This is a genomic window from Nocardia sp. NPDC049707, from assembly GCF_040674855.1.
Lineage (GTDB): Bacteria > Actinomycetota > Actinomycetes > Mycobacteriales > Mycobacteriaceae > Nocardia.
In genome coordinates, this window is sequence record NZ_JBFANN010000022.1 from 95,237 (window position 1) to 113,622 (window position 18,386).

Consider the following 18,386-nt stretch of genomic DNA (forward strand, 5'->3'; position numbering starts at 1 on the left):
TCACTGGCGTTATCGCCAGGAACTGCATGGACAACTACGGTTGAGATAGCCGATCGATCTTGGAAAATTCATTCTGATCATTTCGCCCAAAAATCTCTCTGACAAAGGAATCCATTGTCCTGGAAACAATTTCGACGTACTGCCTGTGCGGTGACAGCAGCGGCCGCCGTCCTCGCGATCACAACAGCGTGTGCGGAAGGCACCTCGGATGACTCGAATGCAAGCACTGCGGCGGAGCCACCAGAACTGCGGAGTGCGCTGGATGATGCTGTTCGGCAGGGAATTCCGGGTGTTCAGGTGGTTTTCACCCAGGATGGCCGCGACCGCGCCGCCACCACGGGCGTCGCCGACACGGCATCCGGCCGCGCCTTCGCACTCGACGATCGGATCCGGATCGCCAGCAATACCAAGTCGTTCGTCGCGACGGTCATGCTGCAACTCGTCGGCGAGGGGAAGATCGAACTCGATGCGCCGGTCGAGCGCTACCTACCCGGGTTCGTCCACGGCAACGGCTACGACGGACATCGGATCACCGTGCGAAATCTGCTGCAGCACACCGCCGGATTGGCCGACTACATCGAACCCGAGAAGATGGCGAAGAGCGCGGGAAATGTGCATCGGCAGCCGTTCGACGCCGCCACGTTGGTCGGCGAGGTCCTGGCGACCAAGCCGCCGCTGGCGGAACCCGGCGAGCGGATGATCTACTCCAACGCTGGGTATCTGCTGGCGGGCCTGGTAGTCGAGAAGGTCACCGGACGCCCCGTCGGCACCGAGATCACCACTCGAATCATCCAGCCCTTGAAGCTGACCTCGACATACTATCCCGAGCCCGGCGAAACCACCCTCCGCGGCCCCCATGCGCACGGCTATATCGTGATCGACGAACAACGAACGGACGCAACGGAACTGGATCCCTACGGGATCGGCGGCGCCGACGGTGCGATCGTATCGACCGGGGCCGATCTCAATCACTTCTTCACCGCATTGCTCGGCGGCAGGCTGCTGGCGCCGCACCTGCTCGGCGAAATGCAGCGCACCGTACCCGCCGACGCGCTGCAACCCGGCGCCCAGGCCGGTCTTGGTCTCATGCGTATTCCGATGTCCTGCGGCACGGAAGTCTGGGGACACGGCGGCGCCACCCTCGGATTCGCGACGCGGGGTGGTGTGACGGAGGACGGCGTCGCGGTGACCGTGACCGCGAACCTGCTGCCGCAGCCCACCCAGGCGGCAACGGCAATGAAGGCCGCCTTCGACGCCGCGGTGTGCCCGCGCGAGTCGACCTCGCCCGAGTTGGCTCGGAACTTGGATGAGATTGTCCGCCAGGGCATCCCGGGAACACAGGTGGTCTTCACCGCCGCCGGCCGCGATCGCCAGGTGAGCGCGGGCGTCGCGGACACCGCCTCCGGCCGGCCGTTCGCCCTCGATGACCGTATCCGGGTGGGCAGCAATACGAAGACCTTCGTGGCGACCGTGGTGCTCCAACTGGTGAACGAGGGCAAGGTCGACCTGGATGCGCCGGTGGAGCGCTACCTGCCCCGCACGTTGCAGGGCAACGGATTCGACGGCAATCGGATCACTGTGCGCCAACTGCTCCAGCACACTGCAGGACTGCCGGACTACGCCGACGAAGAGCTGCTGGGGAATTTCGATACCGTCCGCACGCAGCAGCACGAAGCAGCCGATCTGGTGCGCACCGTGCTGGCGAAGAAGCCGCCGTTGTTCGAACCGGGAACTGGCTGGCAGTATTCGAACACCGGATACCTGCTCACCGGCATGCTGATCGAGAAGATCACGGGACAATCTGTCGGCGCCGAGATCTCCCGTCGCATCATCGAACCACTCGGGCTGAATTCCACCTACTATCCGCAAGACGGCGAAACCACCATCCGCGGGCCACACGCCCACGGCTATCGCGATGCCGACGGCACGTTCGCCGATGCCACCGATATGAACACATCCTGGGCCGGCGCCGCGGGAGCGCTCGTCTCGACCGCCGCCGATCTGAACCGATTCTTTATCGCGCTACTGGACGGCCGGCTGCTACCACCGCATCTGCTCGCCGAGATGAAGCACACCGTGGCCGGTCCGCCGGATTCCCGAATGCAGTACGGGCTGGGCCTCATGCGACGGGAAGTGAGCTGCGGTAAGGAAGCATGGGGACACGGCGGAGACCTCGAAGGCTTCACGACACGATCCGTGGTCACCCCCGATGGGCGCGCCGTGCACCTGACCGTCAACCTGCTGACCTTGGAAGACCGGCCGCGCGCGGCGATCGATGCCGCCTTCGACATCGCGGTGTGCTCGCGGTGAGCGCCGGGGTGGCTCGGCGTCAGACATCGAGGTAGGCGAGCACGGCCTGGACGCGGCGATGCACCCGACCCTCGCTGCCCAGATCGAGTTTCGCGAAGATCGCGCGAATGTGTTTGTGCACAGCGGCGTTGCTGACCAGTAGGAGTTCGGCGATGGCGGTGTTGCTGTGACCCTCGGCCATCAGCGCGAGCACCTCGCGTTCCCGAGTCGTCAGCGCCGCAAGCGGGTCGGCGCGGTAGCCCCGCACGATCTGCGTGAGCACCTCGGGGTCCAATACCGTTGCGCCGAACGCGATTCGGCACAGGACATCGAGAAAGTCCGCCACCTTCTCCACCCGCTCCTCGAGTAGGTAGCCGACGCCGCCCGCACCATCGGCGAGCAGGTCGCCGATATGCTCGGGCTCGATGCTGCTCGACAGCACCAGCACCGGCAGCCCGGGATACACCCGCCGCAGCTGGATCGCGGCACGCAATCCGTCATCGGTGCGCGTCGGTGGCATCCCGATATCGACGATCACCGCGTCGGGTCGGTCGGCGGTGACCGCGGCGATGAGATCGACGGCATTGTCACAGGCCGCCGTCACCTCCATACCGGAACTACGCAGCAACAGCACGAGCCCCTCCCGCATCAGGGCATGATCCTCGGCGACTACAACGCGCATGGCGGCTCCAGTGGTTCTCGCGCTCGCAGCCATTACTTGATCAGTTCAACGAGCACGGCGATGGCGTCGGTGCAGTAGTCGAGGTCGATGCCGCCAGGGGCGAACAGCAACTCTTGCGACAATCCGCTCAGCAGCGCGGTCACGGCAGGCACTAAGCGGGCAGCCTGCTCGGGTGTGGTGCGAGCGACCGAGCCATCGAGGTGCCGGTCGGTCAGCAGCCGCGCGAGCGCCGTATCGGTCCGCTCGACCATGGTCACCGATGTCAGCAGGTCGCGGTCGCGCATACCGGCCACCATCGCCTCGAGCTGGAACGACGCGCGCACGTTCGCCATGTCGCCGGTCGCCGCCTGGTAGCTGATCCGCGCCAGCTCGTGCAATACCTCGGTCAGCGTGAGTTTCGGGTCCGCCAGCCGCTCCAGGACTTCGAGCTGCTCATCGATCATGCGCTGGGCCGCGGCGATCAGCAGCCCACGCTTGCTGCCGAAGATCGAGTACACGGCGCCGGTGGTCAGGTCGACCGCGTCGGCGATGGCACCGACGCGAGCCGCTTCGTATCCGTGCTGCGCGATGACGGCCACGGCCGAGTCGAGGAGTGCGGCGCGATTGCGCGCGCGGGTGACCTCTCGCCGCATTCGAATCCGCTCCTCTCGCCCAACCAAACGATAATCTGATTATTTCAATAACCAATTTACCGCAATTGCTGTTCCAGCATGGCATCGCTCCTTAGACCCGACCCGGCGCAGCGAGCCAGGCTGGAAGAGATCCGAGACAACCTCGAAGCTCGCGCATCGAAGCGAGACGCGAGGGCTGGCTCGGCGAAGTCGAGGGCTTGCAGGTCAGCTACAGCGGCGTCAGAGACAAGCTCGCCCAGATCGAAGCCACCCTCGGGGTGACCCACCGGACGCGCCGCCGAAAAGTGCTGTGCAGGGCGGGGATAGGGCTTGTATCGCTTCCGGTTCGTTGCGCGTCCGCGACATCAACACCCGCCGCACCGAACTCCGCGACCAACAAACACGGCTACAAGATCAGCTCGCCGAGCTGGAAAACGAGCAACGACTCATCCCCAACCCCGACCTGATTCTGTTCATCATGATCTCCGGGATAAGCCCGTCGGCGGCTGTTGCACGTGGCGAGCACGACATCGTCGATCTGCTCGCCGCGACCGGTCTGGTCGCAAGTAGATCGGCCGGTCGGCGCACGATCGCCGAGGGCGGGGCGTATGTGAACAACGCCGAGGTCAGTGGCGAGGATGCGACCGTCGACGTCGTGGATCTGCTGCACGGCCGGTGGATACTTCTGCGCCGCGGTCGGCGTTCGCCGGCCGTAGTCGAGGTCGTCTGAGCATCGACACGGCCGCGGTGCGACCTGGTCCGCCGGGTGCGTTCCCAGCCGCGACGAGCCATGAGGGTGCGCTGATGGGGGGTGAGATCGGGATGTTGGTCCTGGACCTTGACAGCACTGTGTACCCCAAAGACAGCGTCCTGACCGAAATCATCGACACCCGGACGGCGGCGTTTTTCCTGGAACGGGCAGGGTTGGATACGCGGAAGTTGACTGCCCTCGAAGTGGAGCGCCCGTCTGTGCTGGATGCGCTCGATCACCTTGGCCTGTCTCGGGTCCACTGGGCCCGTGAGGTTTACGCGGACCTGCCCTACAGCCGAGATCCTCCGGCCCGACCCCAGGCTTCAGGCTGCACTGGCTCGAGTCCAGGTCCCCCGGGTCGTCGTGACGATGGCCCCGGCGACTCACGCTCGCAGCGTGCTGGCTGCTCTCAGGATCACCGAGCTGGTCGATGATCTTCACTCGGTCTTCGACAGCGCAGATGTCGGCAAGGACCGTGTGTACGCGAAAATCATTGCGAGCCAAGGTGAAACGGCACATACGTTCGTGATCGGGGACAATCCTCGGCTGGACCTGGCCCCGGCGGCCAGGTACGGGTGCCGCTGCATGTTGGTGGGCCAGACACGGCAGCCCCAGCTGTACTCGACGTACATCACCCTGATAGACGCGCTACTGGTCGCTCGGTGCGGGGTCGAGCAGTACGGATGCATCGACATCGACCCGTTGGCGGCCTTTCTGTCTACGACAGGTCTTTCAATGTCAGGGCTTCGCCCCACCCGGCTTGAGCCGCTGGCGGCCAGGTCGCCCCCATGCCCGTGCTACCCGGTACGAGGGTCATGGATTCCGCGGCAGCTGTCGGGGATCGCGGCATCGTGAACCCACAGGCCCCGTCCCCGTTCCCCACTTCGACATGCCCTTGCCGTGTGGGCACTTCGAAGAGGGAACAGAAACCATTCCGACCGGCCCACCAGCATCGTCAGATCGAATAGGCACCTGCGATGACCAGGTGTTTTTCAGTTGCCCATGTTTTGTGTGTCCTGCCGGGGACCCCAACCTGCGACGACGGCAACCACAGCAGACGACCGCACCGGCGCACCGACCAAACAGAATCCACGACCAAAACGGGGGGTAAACGCGGGGCCAGACACAAAAAACAGGTCAGGCCCGGTCTGAGACCGGGCCTGACCTGCTATTTCTGTGGAGCTAAGGGGACTCGAACCCCTGACCCCCACACTGCCAGTGTGGTGCGCTACCAGCTGCGCCATAGCCCCGGATGGGTTGCTGTCGGGTTTCCCTGACTGCCTGAATGAAGTTACACCACTGGCGTATCGGCAACCAAATCGCCTCGATTCAGGGTGATGGAGGGGGTTGTTCGAAGACAAATCGAATACATGTTCGATCGCGATGATCTTGTGCGTCAGACTTTCCGGCAGGGTCCCGGAGTTTACGATCCGGGCACAACGTCACGAACTTCAGGCGGCGTTCGGCATCGCGGCCGTAACGGCGGGATATCCCCGAACATCTATGCCATGGTTAGTGCCGCAACGTGCATTCGCAGTACCGCCTGCACTGTTGCCGGGTCGACAGCTCCGTGTGCGGTGACGGCGTTCAGCGACAGGCCGGAGACGAGAGCGGCCAGGCGAACCGCTTCCGCAACAGGATGCGCTACCCCAATCGCGATCAGCGCCTCAACCAAGACGGCATGCAAATCCGCCGCCATCTGCCTGGTCACAGGCACGAATGCGGGACTGGTCCGCGAGGCGGCAAAGACTTCCAGCAGGACAACCGCTTCGCGGCGCCTCTCATCATCCAACGGAACGATTTCCTCGAGCACGGCGATCAAATGGCGCCGCGCCGCTTCACCAACGGGACGGCGTGGCACCGCATGGCGGGCAAGCCGCTGCCCCATACGGTCGCCTGCCGCGGTCACCGTCGCGACGACCAGAGACTCGTGATCGGCGAAGTAGTGGCGAACCGACCCGATGTTCAGACGAGCCTCCGCTGCGACCTTCCGAAAAGTGACAGCAGCCAACCCTTTCTCAACGACCAAGCGCAGAGCCGCCTCGGTGATATGGCGCCGACGCTCATCGGAATCAACCTGCACTGGCATCGCTACAGCATAAATCCGCAACGCTTAAGTATCACAGTCGTGATACAAAGAGTTTGCGATGCCGACACCGAGAGGAACACCATGCGCGAAGCAGAAGCTGTCGCCAACAATCAAGCCAACTGGGATGACCGAGCCGACGTCCACGCTCGTTCCGAGATGTACGACGTCGAAGGCTTCCTGGCCGACCGAACAGAGATCTCCACGGTCGTGCTCAACGACCTGTCGGTGCTCGCGCCGCACCTGCCTGAAACCGGAGTCCAGGGCCTCTCGCTGCTGCACCTCCAATGCCACATCGGCACAGACACCATCTCGTGGGCGCGTCTCGGCGCGGCCGATGTCCACGGCCTCGACTTCTCGCCCAACTCCCTGGCCCACGCAACCAGAATTGCGAAGGCCGACGGCCGCGACGTCACCTGGATGGAAGGTGACGCACGATACGCCTCGACCCTGATCGACCGGCACTTCGACATCGTCGTCACCAGCGCCGGAACGATCGTGTGGCTCCCCGACCTCACATCCTGGGCGCGGTCGATCCATGACCTGCTCGAACCGGGAGGCGTGTTCATGATCCGCGACGATCACCCGATCCTCGGAGCCATGGAGTTCGCACCTTGGGAGATCACCGACGACTACCTCGGCGGCGGAGGCGCCCGCACGTACGAAGACTCCGGTACCTACACAGACAACGCCGCTGGAGCAGAGATCGAGCACGTCACCAACCACGAATGGCGTCACGACCTGGGCGAGATCATCGGCTCACTACTGAACGCCGGACTCAGGATCGAGGCATTCACCGAGCTGCCCTACATGGACTGGCCAGCGTTCTCCGACCTCATCCCCTGCGCGCAGGGATGGACCCTTGCGGAAAAGTCGCACCGGATACCCCTGAATTTCGCCGTCGTCGCCAGACGTCCAAACCGGCCAAATTCTTGACGCGGATCCACCCCGAACGGAACGGAAGATCAGCAGGCCCCGAGCCATAGCTCTCGTTGACGCGCAAAAGTGAGCCAAACCGCACCCGGCGTGCCGACCAACGTGCGGTTCACGCCACACCGCTGTTCGTGATCACACATGTCCGATTCCACGTGCGTCATCGCCGAGCTGCGTGTCGTCGCGCCGGGAGCGCAGACGGTGGGGATGCGACTGCGCGAGACGAGTGTGCCGGGGTGCGCATCTGGTCCGCGGAGCATGCCGCAGCCCGGGCGAGCGTCGCTCGGCCGGGCAGAGCCGCGCCAGCGGCTGCCCGCTGCGGCACAGGCCGATGCGTAGGCAGCGCCAGCGAGCACCGACATGCCACACGGCGCGATTTGTCGACGATGAATCGAGTCGGGCGGGATTCACAAATACCCCAGTGGACAACAAATTCACCATCCGCACCCGGCGGGACGCGCATCAAACCGGCGGCAGAACCGGGCATTCATCCCAGGATTCGGTCCGAACCGCGATGGACATCACTATTTCACAGTGATACCGAACACATAACGTAACTATCACAAGCCGCCGTATGTATACATTTTCACCGATCCGAACAGCGGGAATATCGAAACTTCAGTCTGCGACCGAATCAATTCGGCCGTTATTCCAACGTGATCTGTAGCGAATTCTTCGCTAGCGTCGTCGGCAGCCCCGATCAACGCGATGGGCTCGAACTCGAACCGCCGAACGCCGGTAACCCTGCCCCGCGGTTTCGAGGGTCCCCGACATTGCTGGGGGGCAGGGACACGGCGGAAGTCCGCCGGGGCCGAGCGGGCGCAGCCAGGAATCCACATGACTCAGAAGCGCAAGTTCACCCGTGCCCTTGGTCTCGCTGCCGTCGCCGGTGCCATCGCCGCTGTTCCGTTCGGCCTGTCCACCGCCACCGCCTCGGCCTCCGGCCACAACTGGGACGCCGTCGCACAGTGCGAGAGCGGCGGCAACTGGGGCATCGATACCGGTAACGGCTTCTCCGGCGGTCTGCAGTTCACGCACAGCACCTGGGCCGCCAACGGCGGCTCGGGTAACCCGAACAACGCCAGCCGCGAGGAGCAGATCCGCGTCGCGGAGAATGTGCTCGCCACCCAGGGACCGGGCGCTTGGCCCGTGTGCGGCGCTTACCTGTAAGACCGAATAGACCTGACGGGGTCCGCGCCATCAGGCACGGGCCCCGTTGTCGTCAATAGGACATCAACGAAATCACCAGTGCCGGAACTATTTCCCGCAACCCTGCGGACAACCCCCATACAATTCCGGTGAACACCCATCCCACATCGGGGTCGAACCCTACCACTGCGGCCGGATTCATCATTCCCATCGCAGCTCGAGGTGCCTGCGAAGTCAACGAATAGTCCCACTCATCGGTACCGCTTATTCCAATCGCATAAATCGATCGTTCTCATGGTCCGAAACGCCTGCGGGCAGTGATCCATCTCACTACCCTGTGTCCACCCGGCAACTCGTCCTGATCCAGGTACGGTTCAGGTCCTTTACGAAATGCCGTGGCTAGAAAGGCATCTCGACCATGAGCTCGACCCAGATTGCGGATCCGCCGACCGTGCTCACGGGACTGTGGCAACGCAGGCTACCGCACTATCCCGATACACCCGCCCGCTCCTGGTATCTGGCCGTCGTGGTCATCGCCTCGATCGCGCTCTACTACCAGGTATTCGTCACCGGCGCGGTGGGCAATGAACTCATCGCCTACTTCGACCTGTCCTTCGCCTACTTCGTCTGGATCTTCATCATCGGCGCCGCCTTCGGTGCGGTCGCCTCGGTGCTCGCGGGCGTACTGGATCGATGGGGGCGGGCGAATATCGTCGCCTACGGCGTGGTGATCTGCTCACTGCTGACGCTGTTCGCGGTGCCCGCGACGACCACCAAGGAGCAGTACCTGTTCGTGTACTGCCTGGTGAGCATTGTCGAGGGCGCGGTGCTGGTGGCCACACCGGCGCTGATCCGCGACTTCTCCCCGCAGCTGGACCGAGCGTCGGCGATGGGCTTCTGGACGCTCGGTCCGGTCATCGGCGCCTTGGTCACCACGCAGATCTCCACCCGCACGCTCGACGCGCATCCGGATTGGCAGTACCACTACCGGCTGTGTGGTGTGATCAGCGTCGTCATCGCGGTGGTCGCGGTGGTCGGATTGCGTGAACTCAGTCCGCCATTGCGCGACCAGATCATGGTGACATTGCGCGACCGTGCGTTGATCGAGGCCAGGGCCCGTGGTCTCGATGTCAAGGGACTCGAACGAGGCGTATGGCGACAGATGTTGCGTCCCAACATCATCGGCTCCGCCTTGGCGATCAGCCTGTTCCTCGCCTTCTTCTACACCATCGTGTCGTTCCTACCGGTGTATATGGCGACGAACTTCGGTTTCAGTTCGGCCAAGGCCAATGCGCTCGGCAATTGGTACTGGGGCGCGAATGCGATAGCCCTGGTGCTGGCCGGGATCGTGTCGGACAAAGTCAAGGTGCGCAAGCCGTTCATGATCGTCGGCGCGCTTATCAGCATCGTCGGAATGTACATCTTCATTGGCTACACCGATCAGCCCGACACCGATTACTACGCGTTCGCGACGGTCTTCGTGGTGATCGCGGTCGGCACCGGCATCGCCTATTCCACCTGGATGGCGAGCTTCACCGAAACGGTCGAGGCCCGTAATCCGGCCGCGACCGCGGTGGGTCTCGCGGTGTGGGGCGGCACGCTGCGCGGGGTTGTCACCGTGGTGCTGTTCGGCTTGCTGATCATAGTTAACGCGGCAGGACCACTGGTCAACTACGGACCGCGGCTGTCGGAGATCACGCACAAATACGCCCAGCAACTCGCGACCATCCAGACGGTCGGCCCGGAGACCCTTGCTGCCCTGCAACAGAACCCCAATGATCAGGCCGCACAGATCACCGCGCTGACCAAACTGACCGGCGCGACACCTGCCGATATCCAGACCACCGTCGGTCTCAACACCCGCTACCCGCAGGAGTTGGCAACGCTGCAGGCCATCGATTCGGCAACACTGGCAACACTGGCCACGAACCCAGCCGATGCGAACGCCGGACTCGCGGCGGTCGGACAGGTCGCGAAGAAGTTCGGCATTCCGGTGGACCAGGCGATCACGCGCCTACAAGCCGTGCAGCAGATTCCGACGGCCGATCTCGCGGTGGCGGCGACCGTCGGCCCCAAATTGGCGCAGGCGACTACGCAGTTGCAGTCGGTTGGCACCATCCCGGCCGATGATCAGGCCTATCTGGCCACACACGCCAAGCAAGTGCAGCAGGCGAAGGCCGATTCCCCCGAACAATGGAAACGCTGGTGGTGGATCTGCCTGGCCGCGCAGGTCGCGTTCCTACCGTTCGTCTTCCTGATGGCCGGACACTGGGACCCGAAGAAGGCGGCCGCAGCGGCCAAGGCGCACGACGAACTCGTCGAGCGCGAACTGGCCGCGATCGCGAAGGGTCGGCCCGAGCCGGAACCCGCCGGTTAGGTGCTTCGTGCCGGGCGGCGCCACCGCCTGGCACGATCACTTCGTCAGGTCGACGACCCATTCGTGGTTGTTCACGTCGATCTTGTTCTTGCCGTCGAAAACGGCGGGCGTGGCGACCTCGCCATTGGCATCGGTCAGTGCAGCGCGCGCCATTTGCGCGTGGATCTTCGCCGCGTCGAGTTTCGCGCCGGAGTTGATGCATTGCACCGCCTCCAGCGAGGCGCCCGATTCCTTGGCGGCGTTCGCGAGATCGTCATTGCTGAGATCCGCGCCGCCTTCCGTCGGTTGCTTGGAGGTGAACAGCAGCGCGTGGAATTTCGAATACACCGGACCCGAACCGTTATCCGCGACGCATTCGTTCGCGGCGACCGCACGAGTCGAATAATCCTTGCTCTTCGACTTCGGGTCGAGGAATGTCACGAAGTGATAGCGGACGGCGAGCTTGCCCGCATCCATCTGCTGCGCGATCTCCTGACCATAGAGCCGCTCCAGCACGCCGCAGGACGGGCACAGCGGATCCTCGTACACATCGACGGTCTTGGCCGCGTCCGGGCGGCCGAGGAGAATCGTGCCGTTGTTCTGGTCCAGGACCACGTGCACATCCGCGCTGTGCACCGGCCCGTATCCGTCATTACGGATCTCGGCGTCGTCGCGCCCCCACCGGAACGCCAGGATCACGATCAACACGATGAGCGCGAGCGCTACGCCACCGAGGGCATATGTAGTCGCGCTGGACATCGGCCGCGGCGTGTACTTCGATCCCGGTTCGCTCACGACTGCGCCTCGCTGACGCTCGACTCCGTCGTGCGCGATTGCGCACTGTGTTGATGGTTCACTCGCTGACGCTCGCTCACCCCGAACACTCTGCCCCAACCACCGCCCACCCGGTGCACGGGGTCCTGGTTCAGGCAAACGTCGAGAGCACACGCTACGGATGGACGTCCGGTCAGCGGGAGGTGTATTTGTTGCCCTGGTGGTCGGGGTGCGGGCTTTCGACGAGGAGGGGCTCGGCGCCGTCGGGGCCGCAGATGTGGTCCGGTGGGCAATCCGCGACGGTTTCCACCACCGATTCGACACCACGTCGGTGCAGTGGTTCCGGAGCGAGCGCCCAGATCGCGGCCGCGACGGCGAGTAGTGCACCGGTCAAGGCGAGAGCGATGCCGTAGGAGAAGTGTTGGGCCACCGCGCCCACCGCGACCGGGCCGATGACGGTGCCGAGGTCGGCCGCCATCTGGAAGCCGGCGAGCACCGGTCCACCGCGGGCCTTCGGTCCGATGACGTCCGCGACCGTCGCCTGCTGTGCGGGAGTGAACATGCCCGAGCCCAGCCCGGCCACGAATGAGGTCGCAAGCAGCCAGGGCAGGCTCGACGCGATACCGAGTCCGGCGGTACCGGCCGCACAGATCAGGGATCCGGTGATCAGGAATGGCTTGCGCCCGAAGCGGTCCGAGAGCCTGCCGGATGCGAAAAGCACCGCCACATTGCCCGCGGCGAACATCGTGAGCGTCACCCCGGCCATGCCCGGTTTCTGATGCAGCACTTCGACGACGAGCAGCGGTACCAGCGCCATTCGCACGCCGAATACCGCCGCACCATTAGCGAAGTTCGACAGCAGCACCGCCCGGTACTCCGACCGAGCCAATCCCTCCCGGAACGACATCAGCCGCAGCCCGCCCACCGGTTCCGGCGCGGCCAATGTCGAATGCCGCAGGTTCACGTAGACAACCGCGGTAGCGAGTAACAGCGCCGCCGCGTAGATCAGGAACGGCGCGCGCAACCCGAGCCCCGCGAGCGCACCGCCGACCAGCGGACCACTCACCGACCCGATCAGAAAACTCGTGGACCACAGCCCGGATACCCGCCCACGCTGCGCCGGCGGCGACATCCGGATCACCAACGCCAGTGACGACACCGTGAACATGGTCGAGCCGACCCCGCCCGCCGACCGCAAAACCAGCAGCTGCCAATAACTCTGCGCGAACGCACTCGCCCCGGTCGACACCGCGACAATCAACAGGCCCCCGAGATACACCGACCGCTCCCCCAGCCGCTGCACCAACCGCCCACTGACCGGCGCGAACAGCAGCCGCATCAACGCAAACGCACTGACAATTGCCGACGCGGCCGCAACCCCGACCCCGAACCCCCGGGCAAACTGCGGCAATACCGGTGCCACCAGCCCGAACCCGACGGCGATGACGAACGAAGCTCCGACCAATACCCAGATCTCGACCGGGACAGCCCTGGATGCCGCCCCGTTCAATCCAGCCGCCACCCCACCCTGCACCGCAACCGAATCCGATACCCCAGCCGCACCCGACGCAGTCGCGGTTTCCACCGACCCCGCTGGCACTTCCGAACCCGACGCGCCTGCTGCCGAACCCAGCGAAGCGGCCGATCCCATCGAACCCGACGCCTCGCCCGAACCCGACACCACTACGGTCTCCGCCGAACCGAACGCTGCCCCGTCCGACGCTGTCGAACCCGAAGATGCTGCTGATCCGGACGCTCCAGCCGAACCCGACACCGCCGCCGTCCGCATCGACCCCGATGCCGTCGCAGATCGCCCTGGAACCGCCCGAACCGGTCCCGCAGAACCTGGCGAACCCGCCGAATCCACAGTCGATCTATCACTCACCGGACAGCGCCTGCCCCACCACTTCTTCCGCGGCCGCTTGGACCTGGGCCAGGTGTTCGGAGCCCTCGAAGGACTCCGCGTAGATCTTGTACTTGTCTTCGGTGCCGGAGGGGCGGGCGGCGAACCAGGCGTTTTCAGTGGTGACCTTCAGGCCGCCGAGGGGCGCGCCGTTGCCGCGGGCGCGGGTGAGGACCGCGGTGATGGGCTCACCGGCGATCTCCTTTGTGGTGATCATGTCTGGTGTCAACCTCCCGAGCAGCGCTTTCTGTTCCGGGGTTGCCGGGGCGTCGATGCGGTCATAGGCCGGACTGCCGTAGCGCTTCTCGAGTTCGACATAGCGCGCGGACGGGCTCTGGCCCGTGACCGCGGCGATCTCGGTGGCCAGCAGGGCGAGCAGGATTCCGTCCTTATCGGTGGTCCACACCGTGCCGTCCATCCGTAGGAAGGATGCGCCCGCACTCTCCTCACCGCCGAAAGCCAGACTGCCGCTGAACAATCCGGGCACGAAGAATTTGAATCCGACCGGCACTTCGTACACATCGCGCCCGAGCACGCTGACCACTCGGTCGATCATCGACGAACTCACCGCCGTCTTGCCGATCTTGGTGAGCGCATCCCAGCCCATCCGATTCGCGACCAGATATTCGATGGCGACCGCGAGGAAGTGGTTCGGATTCATCAGGCCGCCATCGGGCGTGACGATGCCGTGCCGATCCGCGTCGGCATCATTACCAGTGGAGATGTCGTAGTCGTCCTTGATGGCGATCAGCGAGGCCATCGCATAGCGCGAGGACGGATCCATCCGGAGCTTGCCGTCGGAATCCAGCGTCATGAACCGCCAGGTCGGATCGACGAACGGGTTGACGACCTCGAGTTCGAGGTCGTAGCGCTGCCCGATCTCCTCCCAATAGTCGACGCTGGCACCACCCATCGGATCGGCGCCGAGTCGGATCCCGGCGCCACGAATGGCGTCCAGGTTCAGCACATTCGGCAGATCCGCGATGTACTGGTCGAGGTAGTCGTAGCGCTCGACGCAATTCTCGAGCGCATGCCGCAGCGTGGTCCGTCGCACCCCGGCCAAGCCGTTGCGCAAGAGTTCGTTGGCGCGGGTGGCGATGGCGTCGGTGGCCTTGGTATCGGCCGGACCACCGTGCGGCGGATTGTATTTGAAGCCACCGTCGCGCGGCGGGTTGTGCGACGGCGTGACGACGATGCCGTCGGCCTGATGCTTTGCGCCGCCGCGGTTGTGCCGCAACACCGCATGACTCAGCGCGGGTGTCGGGGTGTAGCGATCGCGGGCGTCGATCATCGCGGTCACATCATTGGCGGCCAGCACTTCCAGCGCGGTGGTCCACGCGGGTTCGGATAACGCGTGAGTATCGCGGGCCAGATAGACCGGACCGGTAATCCCCCGCGTGGCACGGTATTCCACGATCGACTGGGTAATGGCCAGGATATGCGCCTCGTTGAAAGCGGTGTCCAGGCTGGAGCCTCGATGACCCGAGGTGCCGAATGTGACCTGCTGTGCGGGCTCGGCCGGATCCGGGATGCGGCTGTAGTAGGCCGTCACCAGACGCGCGATGTCCTCGAGGTCGGTGGGACGCGCGGGTCGCCCGGCTCGATCATGGGCCATGCTCGGGTCTCCCTTCCATGTCGGCTGCGCCCGGCTCGTCATCAAAATCATGTCCACAACCACTGCGTCGTGGCCGCGGCGACGAACACCGCGGTCAGGCTGGTCACGACGCTGAGCACCACATTGCCCAGCGCATAGGCGTAGGCGCCCTCGGCCGCGAGCCTGATCGTCTCGTAGCCGAACGTGCTGAATGTGGTCAGCGCACCGCAGAAACCTGTTCCCGCGGCGGCCAACAGCCAGTTGTTCGTGCCGGCGCCGATCAGTCCACCGAGCAACGCCGAACCGATAATGTTAACGGTCAATGTGCCCAGCGGTAGCAGAGATTCGAATCGCGCGGCCACCGCACGGTCGATGAGATACCGCGCCGGGGCGCCGAGCATGCCACCGGCCAGGACGAGCACCACCATCATCGGGCGACCCCCAGCGTCGGCTGCCAGATCTCGACTTCGGACAATGCGACATTCACCGCGGCGAGCACCTCGGAATTCTGTGCGACGAAGGTACGCAACCGCTCGGCCTCGTCGATGATCATCACCAGCACGGGTAGGTGTTCGGCCAGATCGAGGATCCGACTGGTGTGGATGCGCGAGGACGCGCCGTAACCCTCCACCCCGCGCCACACGCTGGCACCGGCCAGTCCGGCGTCGCGGGCGCGCCGCACGATCTCATGGAACAGGGGCCCATGCCGCCACTTGTCGTCCTCGTCGAGCAGCAGCGTCAGTCGCGCCGCCGGGTGCCACTGCCCCGCCGCCGGACCAGTGCCCATCGGTGAATCTTCCATCGCCTGACCCCCTTCCGTCGCGCTCTCCACTATCAACTCGTCCGCCGTGCCGTACCAGTAGCCCACCGCGCCGAAATCATGCCGAGCACGACGGCCCCCAGTCCCGCCACCACTGTCCCCCCGAGATAGCCGAGCGCCTCGACCGCGGCACCCGATTCGAGCAGTCTACGAACCTCGAGGCTGTAGGTGGAAAAAGTGGTGAAGCCGCCGAGCACACCGATACCGAGAAATGGGCGGAGCAGTCTGTGGGCTACCCATACCTCGGTGATCAGAACCATCAGAATTCCGATCGCAAAGCATCCCACGACATTGATCGTGAAGGTTGCCCAGGGGACCTGATGCGGTTGCGCGGGCCACCATACGCCGATGCCGTAGCGCGCCAGCGCGCCGAGACCACCGCCGAGGGAGATCACCGCAAGCACCGACGGCTCGACAGCAGGGATGTGGGCCCGCTGCCCCATGCGCTGACCTCCTGCCGAGCCGAATGTCACCGGCGCAATGCTAATGGTCGGGTCGGCCGGGCCGAACATCCGGGACGGTGGCACGTACCATGACCAGCGCCGTTCGTCGACATGGCGGCGCACGGAAGCTACGAACGCCTGAAGGTTTGGCCGAAGTTCCCACCTACCCCCAACAGACATAGGTCGGGAGCGATGATGGTGACACCAATGGCGGTGCCCGAAGCGCCTCGGAAGGCGGCGAAAAACGGGCGCCAGCAACTGTTCGGCAGATCGATTCGCCGCAACTGGGGACCCTCGGTCCGGCGACTCGGCATCGCGGCTTTGGCGGTCGCGCTGGCCGGACTCGGCCATGCACCGCCCACCATGGCAGAGCCGATCTATCCGATTCCGGAGCCGGACGGTTTCTATTGGGCGCCACCGGATGTGGCCAACTTCCAGCCCGGCGATGTGATCCGCAGTCGGGCGGTGGGCGCGCCGGGCTTTCCCGGCGCGACGGTATGGCAGTTGCTGTACCGGTCGATCGATTCGGCGGGCGATCCCATCGCGGCCATGACCACCCTGCTGCTGCCCGTGGGCGGCGGACGCAACCGGCCGCTGGTCTCGTATCAGCCGTTCGTCAATTCGCTTGGGATGCAGTGCGCGCCGTCGCACAGCCTCTTCGACGGCCGCATGCAGGAAGCGCCCGCGCTGAATCTGCTGCTGGCTCGCGGCTGGGCGGTCGCGGTTCCCGACCACCTCGGGCCGACCAGTGCCTATGGCACGGCACGTCTCGGCGGCCAGCTCACCCTGGACGGGATACGCGCGGTAAAGCGTTTCGTACCAGCCGATCTCGCGGATAGTCCGGTTGGTATGGCCGGCTACTCGGGCGGCGCCATGGCGACCGGGTTCGCAGCGGCGATGGCACCGGAGTATGCGCCGGAGCTGCCGATCGTCGGGGTCGCGCAGGGCGGGGTCGCGGTGAATATCGACAAGCTGGCCCGCGATATCGGCGTGCAGCCGGACCCCCTGTTCGGCCTCGGATTCGCGGCGATGGTCGGTCTGGAGCGCGAATATCCGGCCCAGCTGTCGATCGAGCGGTTCCTCAATCCCGAGGGTTGGGCACTGCGCAACCAGGTCGCCAATGCCTGCACCTCCGAAATCATCGCGGCAGGCGCGAACAAGGACTTCGACGATGTGTTCAACGGCTCGATATTCGACGCCGACGACGCCACGATCCGGATCCTGCAGGAGAACAGCTTGGAGACATATCCCGGTGTACCACGCGCTCCGATCTACGAATGGCACGGCGCCAACGATCGCCGGGTGGATCCATGGCTGGCCCGCGAGGTGGTCGGCCGTTATTGCGCGGCGGGCACGCCGGTGCTGTTCGACCTGATTCCGGGCGCCGACCACAACGCGGCGGCATTCGCCGGTGCACCACGGGCATTCAACTATCTGTCCGACCGGTTCGCGGGACTTCCAGCCCCCAGCAACTGCTGACGCGGAAACAACACAGCGCCCACGTCTGCTGACGAGGACGCTGCGCCGGCTCGGACAAACCGTGAGTGACCTCCTTTTCGGCCACCACGGAGCGAGTCTTACGAGCGACCCGTTCGCGGCCCGTCTCGCGTCCGCGTCGCAGCGCGGCCATCGAACACAGCCGAGTCGTCGAAGCACATGCGCCGCAAGCGCGAGTCTCGACGCACGCGCACCAGATGCCGAACGATCCGCCATCACCGACCACAACGGAGCGAGTCTTACGAGCGACCCGTTCGCGGCCCGTCTCGCGTCCGGGCCGTCGAAGCGCATGCGACGAAGTCGCGAGTCTCGACGCCGCGCACCAGATGCCGAACGATCCGCCATCACCGACCACGACGAAGCGAGTCTTACGAGCGACCCGTTCGCGGCCCGTCTCGCGTCCGAGCCGTCGAAGCGCATGCGACGAAGTCGCGAGTCTCGACAAATGAACCCAGCTGGGCGAACTCGGACAACTCGTCAACCGTGGTCATCGCCGAC

General features: G+C 64.8%; 15 protein-coding genes and 1 tRNA gene. 6 read left to right on the forward strand and 10 right to left on the reverse strand.

The annotated features are described in order from the left end of the window. Positions 1-150 precede the first annotated feature (150 nt). Positions 151-2,310, forward strand: coding sequence for a serine hydrolase domain-containing protein (locus tag AB0J29_RS20785; RefSeq protein WP_364788379.1), 2,160 nt, complete (start codon positions 151-153; stop codon positions 2,308-2,310). A 19-nt stretch (positions 2,311-2,329) separates the two neighbouring features. Here AB0J29_RS20785 and AB0J29_RS20790 read toward each other — a convergent pair whose 3' ends face one another. Continuing rightward, a complete protein-coding gene (locus tag AB0J29_RS20790) occupies positions 2,330-2,971 on the reverse strand; it encodes a response regulator transcription factor (RefSeq protein WP_364788382.1) in 642 nt (213 codons plus the stop codon). Positions 2,972-3,003: 32 nt separating this feature from the next. Then, positions 3,004-3,603: a helix-turn-helix domain-containing protein gene (locus AB0J29_RS20795; RefSeq protein WP_364788385.1), complete on the reverse strand. Its 600-nt coding sequence runs from the start codon at positions 3,601-3,603 to the stop codon at positions 3,004-3,006. Positions 3,604-3,931: 328 nt separating this feature from the next. Between AB0J29_RS20795 and AB0J29_RS20800 the strand changes: the two genes are divergently transcribed. After that, positions 3,932-4,312, forward strand: coding sequence for a hypothetical protein (locus AB0J29_RS20800; RefSeq protein WP_364788388.1), 381 nt, complete (start codon positions 3,932-3,934; stop codon positions 4,310-4,312). A 1,198-nt stretch (positions 4,313-5,510) separates the two neighbouring features. Here the strand turns inward: AB0J29_RS20800 and AB0J29_RS20805 are convergent. Further along, positions 5,511-5,583: transfer RNA gene (locus AB0J29_RS20805), tRNA-Ala, on the reverse strand. Between the two features lie 251 nt (positions 5,584-5,834). After that, positions 5,835-6,422 carry a TetR family transcriptional regulator C-terminal domain-containing protein gene (locus tag AB0J29_RS20810; RefSeq protein WP_364788391.1) on the reverse strand — a complete coding sequence of 196 codons (588 nt, stop codon included), beginning with the start codon at positions 6,420-6,422 and terminating at the stop codon, positions 5,835-5,837. Between the two features lie 81 nt (positions 6,423-6,503). Between AB0J29_RS20810 and AB0J29_RS20815 the strand changes: the two genes are divergently transcribed. The 3 genes from AB0J29_RS20815 to AB0J29_RS20825 all read left to right on the forward strand — a co-directional run bounded on the left by AB0J29_RS20815 (position 6,504) and on the right by AB0J29_RS20825 (position 10,878). Further along, complete coding sequence (locus AB0J29_RS20815) at positions 6,504-7,355, forward strand: class I SAM-dependent methyltransferase (protein ID WP_364788394.1); 852 nt, start codon at positions 6,504-6,506, stop codon at positions 7,353-7,355. A gap of 834 nt (positions 7,356-8,189) precedes the next feature. Then, complete coding sequence (locus AB0J29_RS20820; protein ID WP_364788397.1) at positions 8,190-8,522, forward strand: transglycosylase family protein; 333 nt, start codon at positions 8,190-8,192, stop codon at positions 8,520-8,522. Between the two features lie 397 nt (positions 8,523-8,919). Then, complete coding sequence (locus AB0J29_RS20825; RefSeq protein WP_364788400.1) at positions 8,920-10,878, forward strand: MFS transporter; 1,959 nt, start codon at positions 8,920-8,922, stop codon at positions 10,876-10,878. A gap of 36 nt (positions 10,879-10,914) precedes the next feature. Here AB0J29_RS20825 and AB0J29_RS20830 read toward each other — a convergent pair whose 3' ends face one another. The 6 genes from AB0J29_RS20830 to crcB form a co-directional block, all read right to left on the reverse strand. Then, the gene (locus AB0J29_RS20830; RefSeq protein ID WP_364788433.1) at positions 10,915-11,616 is read right to left on the reverse strand and encodes a thioredoxin domain-containing protein; all 702 of its coding nucleotides are present in this window, start codon (positions 11,614-11,616) and stop codon (positions 10,915-10,917) included. 208 nt (positions 11,617-11,824) lie between these two features. Next, positions 11,825-13,141 carry an MFS transporter gene (locus AB0J29_RS20835; protein WP_364788436.1) on the reverse strand — a complete coding sequence of 439 codons (1,317 nt, stop codon included), beginning with the start codon at positions 13,139-13,141 and terminating at the stop codon, positions 11,825-11,827. 367 nt (positions 13,142-13,508) lie between these two features. After that, positions 13,509-15,149, reverse strand: a complete 1,641-nt coding sequence (pgm, locus tag AB0J29_RS20840; RefSeq protein WP_364788403.1) for a phosphoglucomutase (alpha-D-glucose-1,6-bisphosphate-dependent) — start codon at positions 15,147-15,149, stop codon at positions 13,509-13,511. A 47-nt stretch (positions 15,150-15,196) separates the two neighbouring features. Continuing rightward, positions 15,197-15,559, reverse strand: a complete 363-nt coding sequence (locus AB0J29_RS20845) for a CrcB family protein (protein ID WP_364788406.1) — start codon at positions 15,557-15,559, stop codon at positions 15,197-15,199. Beyond that, a complete protein-coding gene (locus tag AB0J29_RS20850; protein WP_364788409.1) occupies positions 15,556-15,930 on the reverse strand; it encodes a DUF190 domain-containing protein in 375 nt (124 codons plus the stop codon). Before AB0J29_RS20850 ends, AB0J29_RS20845 begins: the two co-directional genes overlap by 4 nt. A gap of 32 nt (positions 15,931-15,962) precedes the next feature. Continuing rightward, on the reverse strand, positions 15,963-16,421 hold the full coding sequence (gene crcB / locus AB0J29_RS20855) for a fluoride efflux transporter CrcB (protein WP_364788412.1): 459 nt from the start codon (positions 16,419-16,421) through the stop codon (positions 15,963-15,965). Between the two features lie 333 nt (positions 16,422-16,754). Between crcB and AB0J29_RS20860 the strand changes: the two genes are divergently transcribed. Continuing rightward, a complete protein-coding gene (locus AB0J29_RS20860) occupies positions 16,755-17,870 on the forward strand; it encodes a lipase family protein (protein ID WP_364788439.1) in 1,116 nt (371 codons plus the stop codon). Positions 17,871-18,386 lie beyond the last annotated feature (516 nt).

Coding starts and splice junctions, on each gene's coding strand:
- AB0J29_RS20795 (WP_364788385.1), bottom strand. CDS start 3,603: ATGCGGCGAGAGGTCACCCGCGCGCGCAATCGCGCCGCACTCCTCGAC.
- AB0J29_RS20810 (WP_364788391.1), bottom strand. CDS start 6,422: ATGCCAGTGCAGGTTGATTCCGATGAGCGTCGGCGCCATATCACCGAG.
- AB0J29_RS20830 (WP_364788433.1), bottom strand. CDS start 11,616: ATGTCCAGCGCGACTACATATGCCCTCGGTGGCGTAGCGCTCGCGCTC.
- AB0J29_RS20790 (WP_364788382.1), bottom strand. CDS start 2,971: ATGCGCGTTGTAGTCGCCGAGGATCATGCCCTGATGCGGGAGGGGCTC.
- AB0J29_RS20815 (WP_364788394.1), top strand. CDS start 6,504: ATGCGCGAAGCAGAAGCTGTCGCCAACAATCAAGCCAACTGGGATGAC.
- pgm (WP_364788403.1), bottom strand. CDS start 15,149: ATGGCCCATGATCGAGCCGGGCGACCCGCGCGTCCCACCGACCTCGAG.
- AB0J29_RS20825 (WP_364788400.1), top strand. CDS start 8,920: ATGAGCTCGACCCAGATTGCGGATCCGCCGACCGTGCTCACGGGACTG.
- AB0J29_RS20820 (WP_364788397.1), top strand. CDS start 8,190: ATGACTCAGAAGCGCAAGTTCACCCGTGCCCTTGGTCTCGCTGCCGTC.
- AB0J29_RS20845 (WP_364788406.1), bottom strand. CDS start 15,559: ATGATGGTGGTGCTCGTCCTGGCCGGTGGCATGCTCGGCGCCCCGGCG.
- AB0J29_RS20860 (WP_364788439.1), top strand. CDS start 16,755: ATGGCAGAGCCGATCTATCCGATTCCGGAGCCGGACGGTTTCTATTGG.
- AB0J29_RS20850 (WP_364788409.1), bottom strand. CDS start 15,930: ATGGAAGATTCACCGATGGGCACTGGTCCGGCGGCGGGGCAGTGGCAC.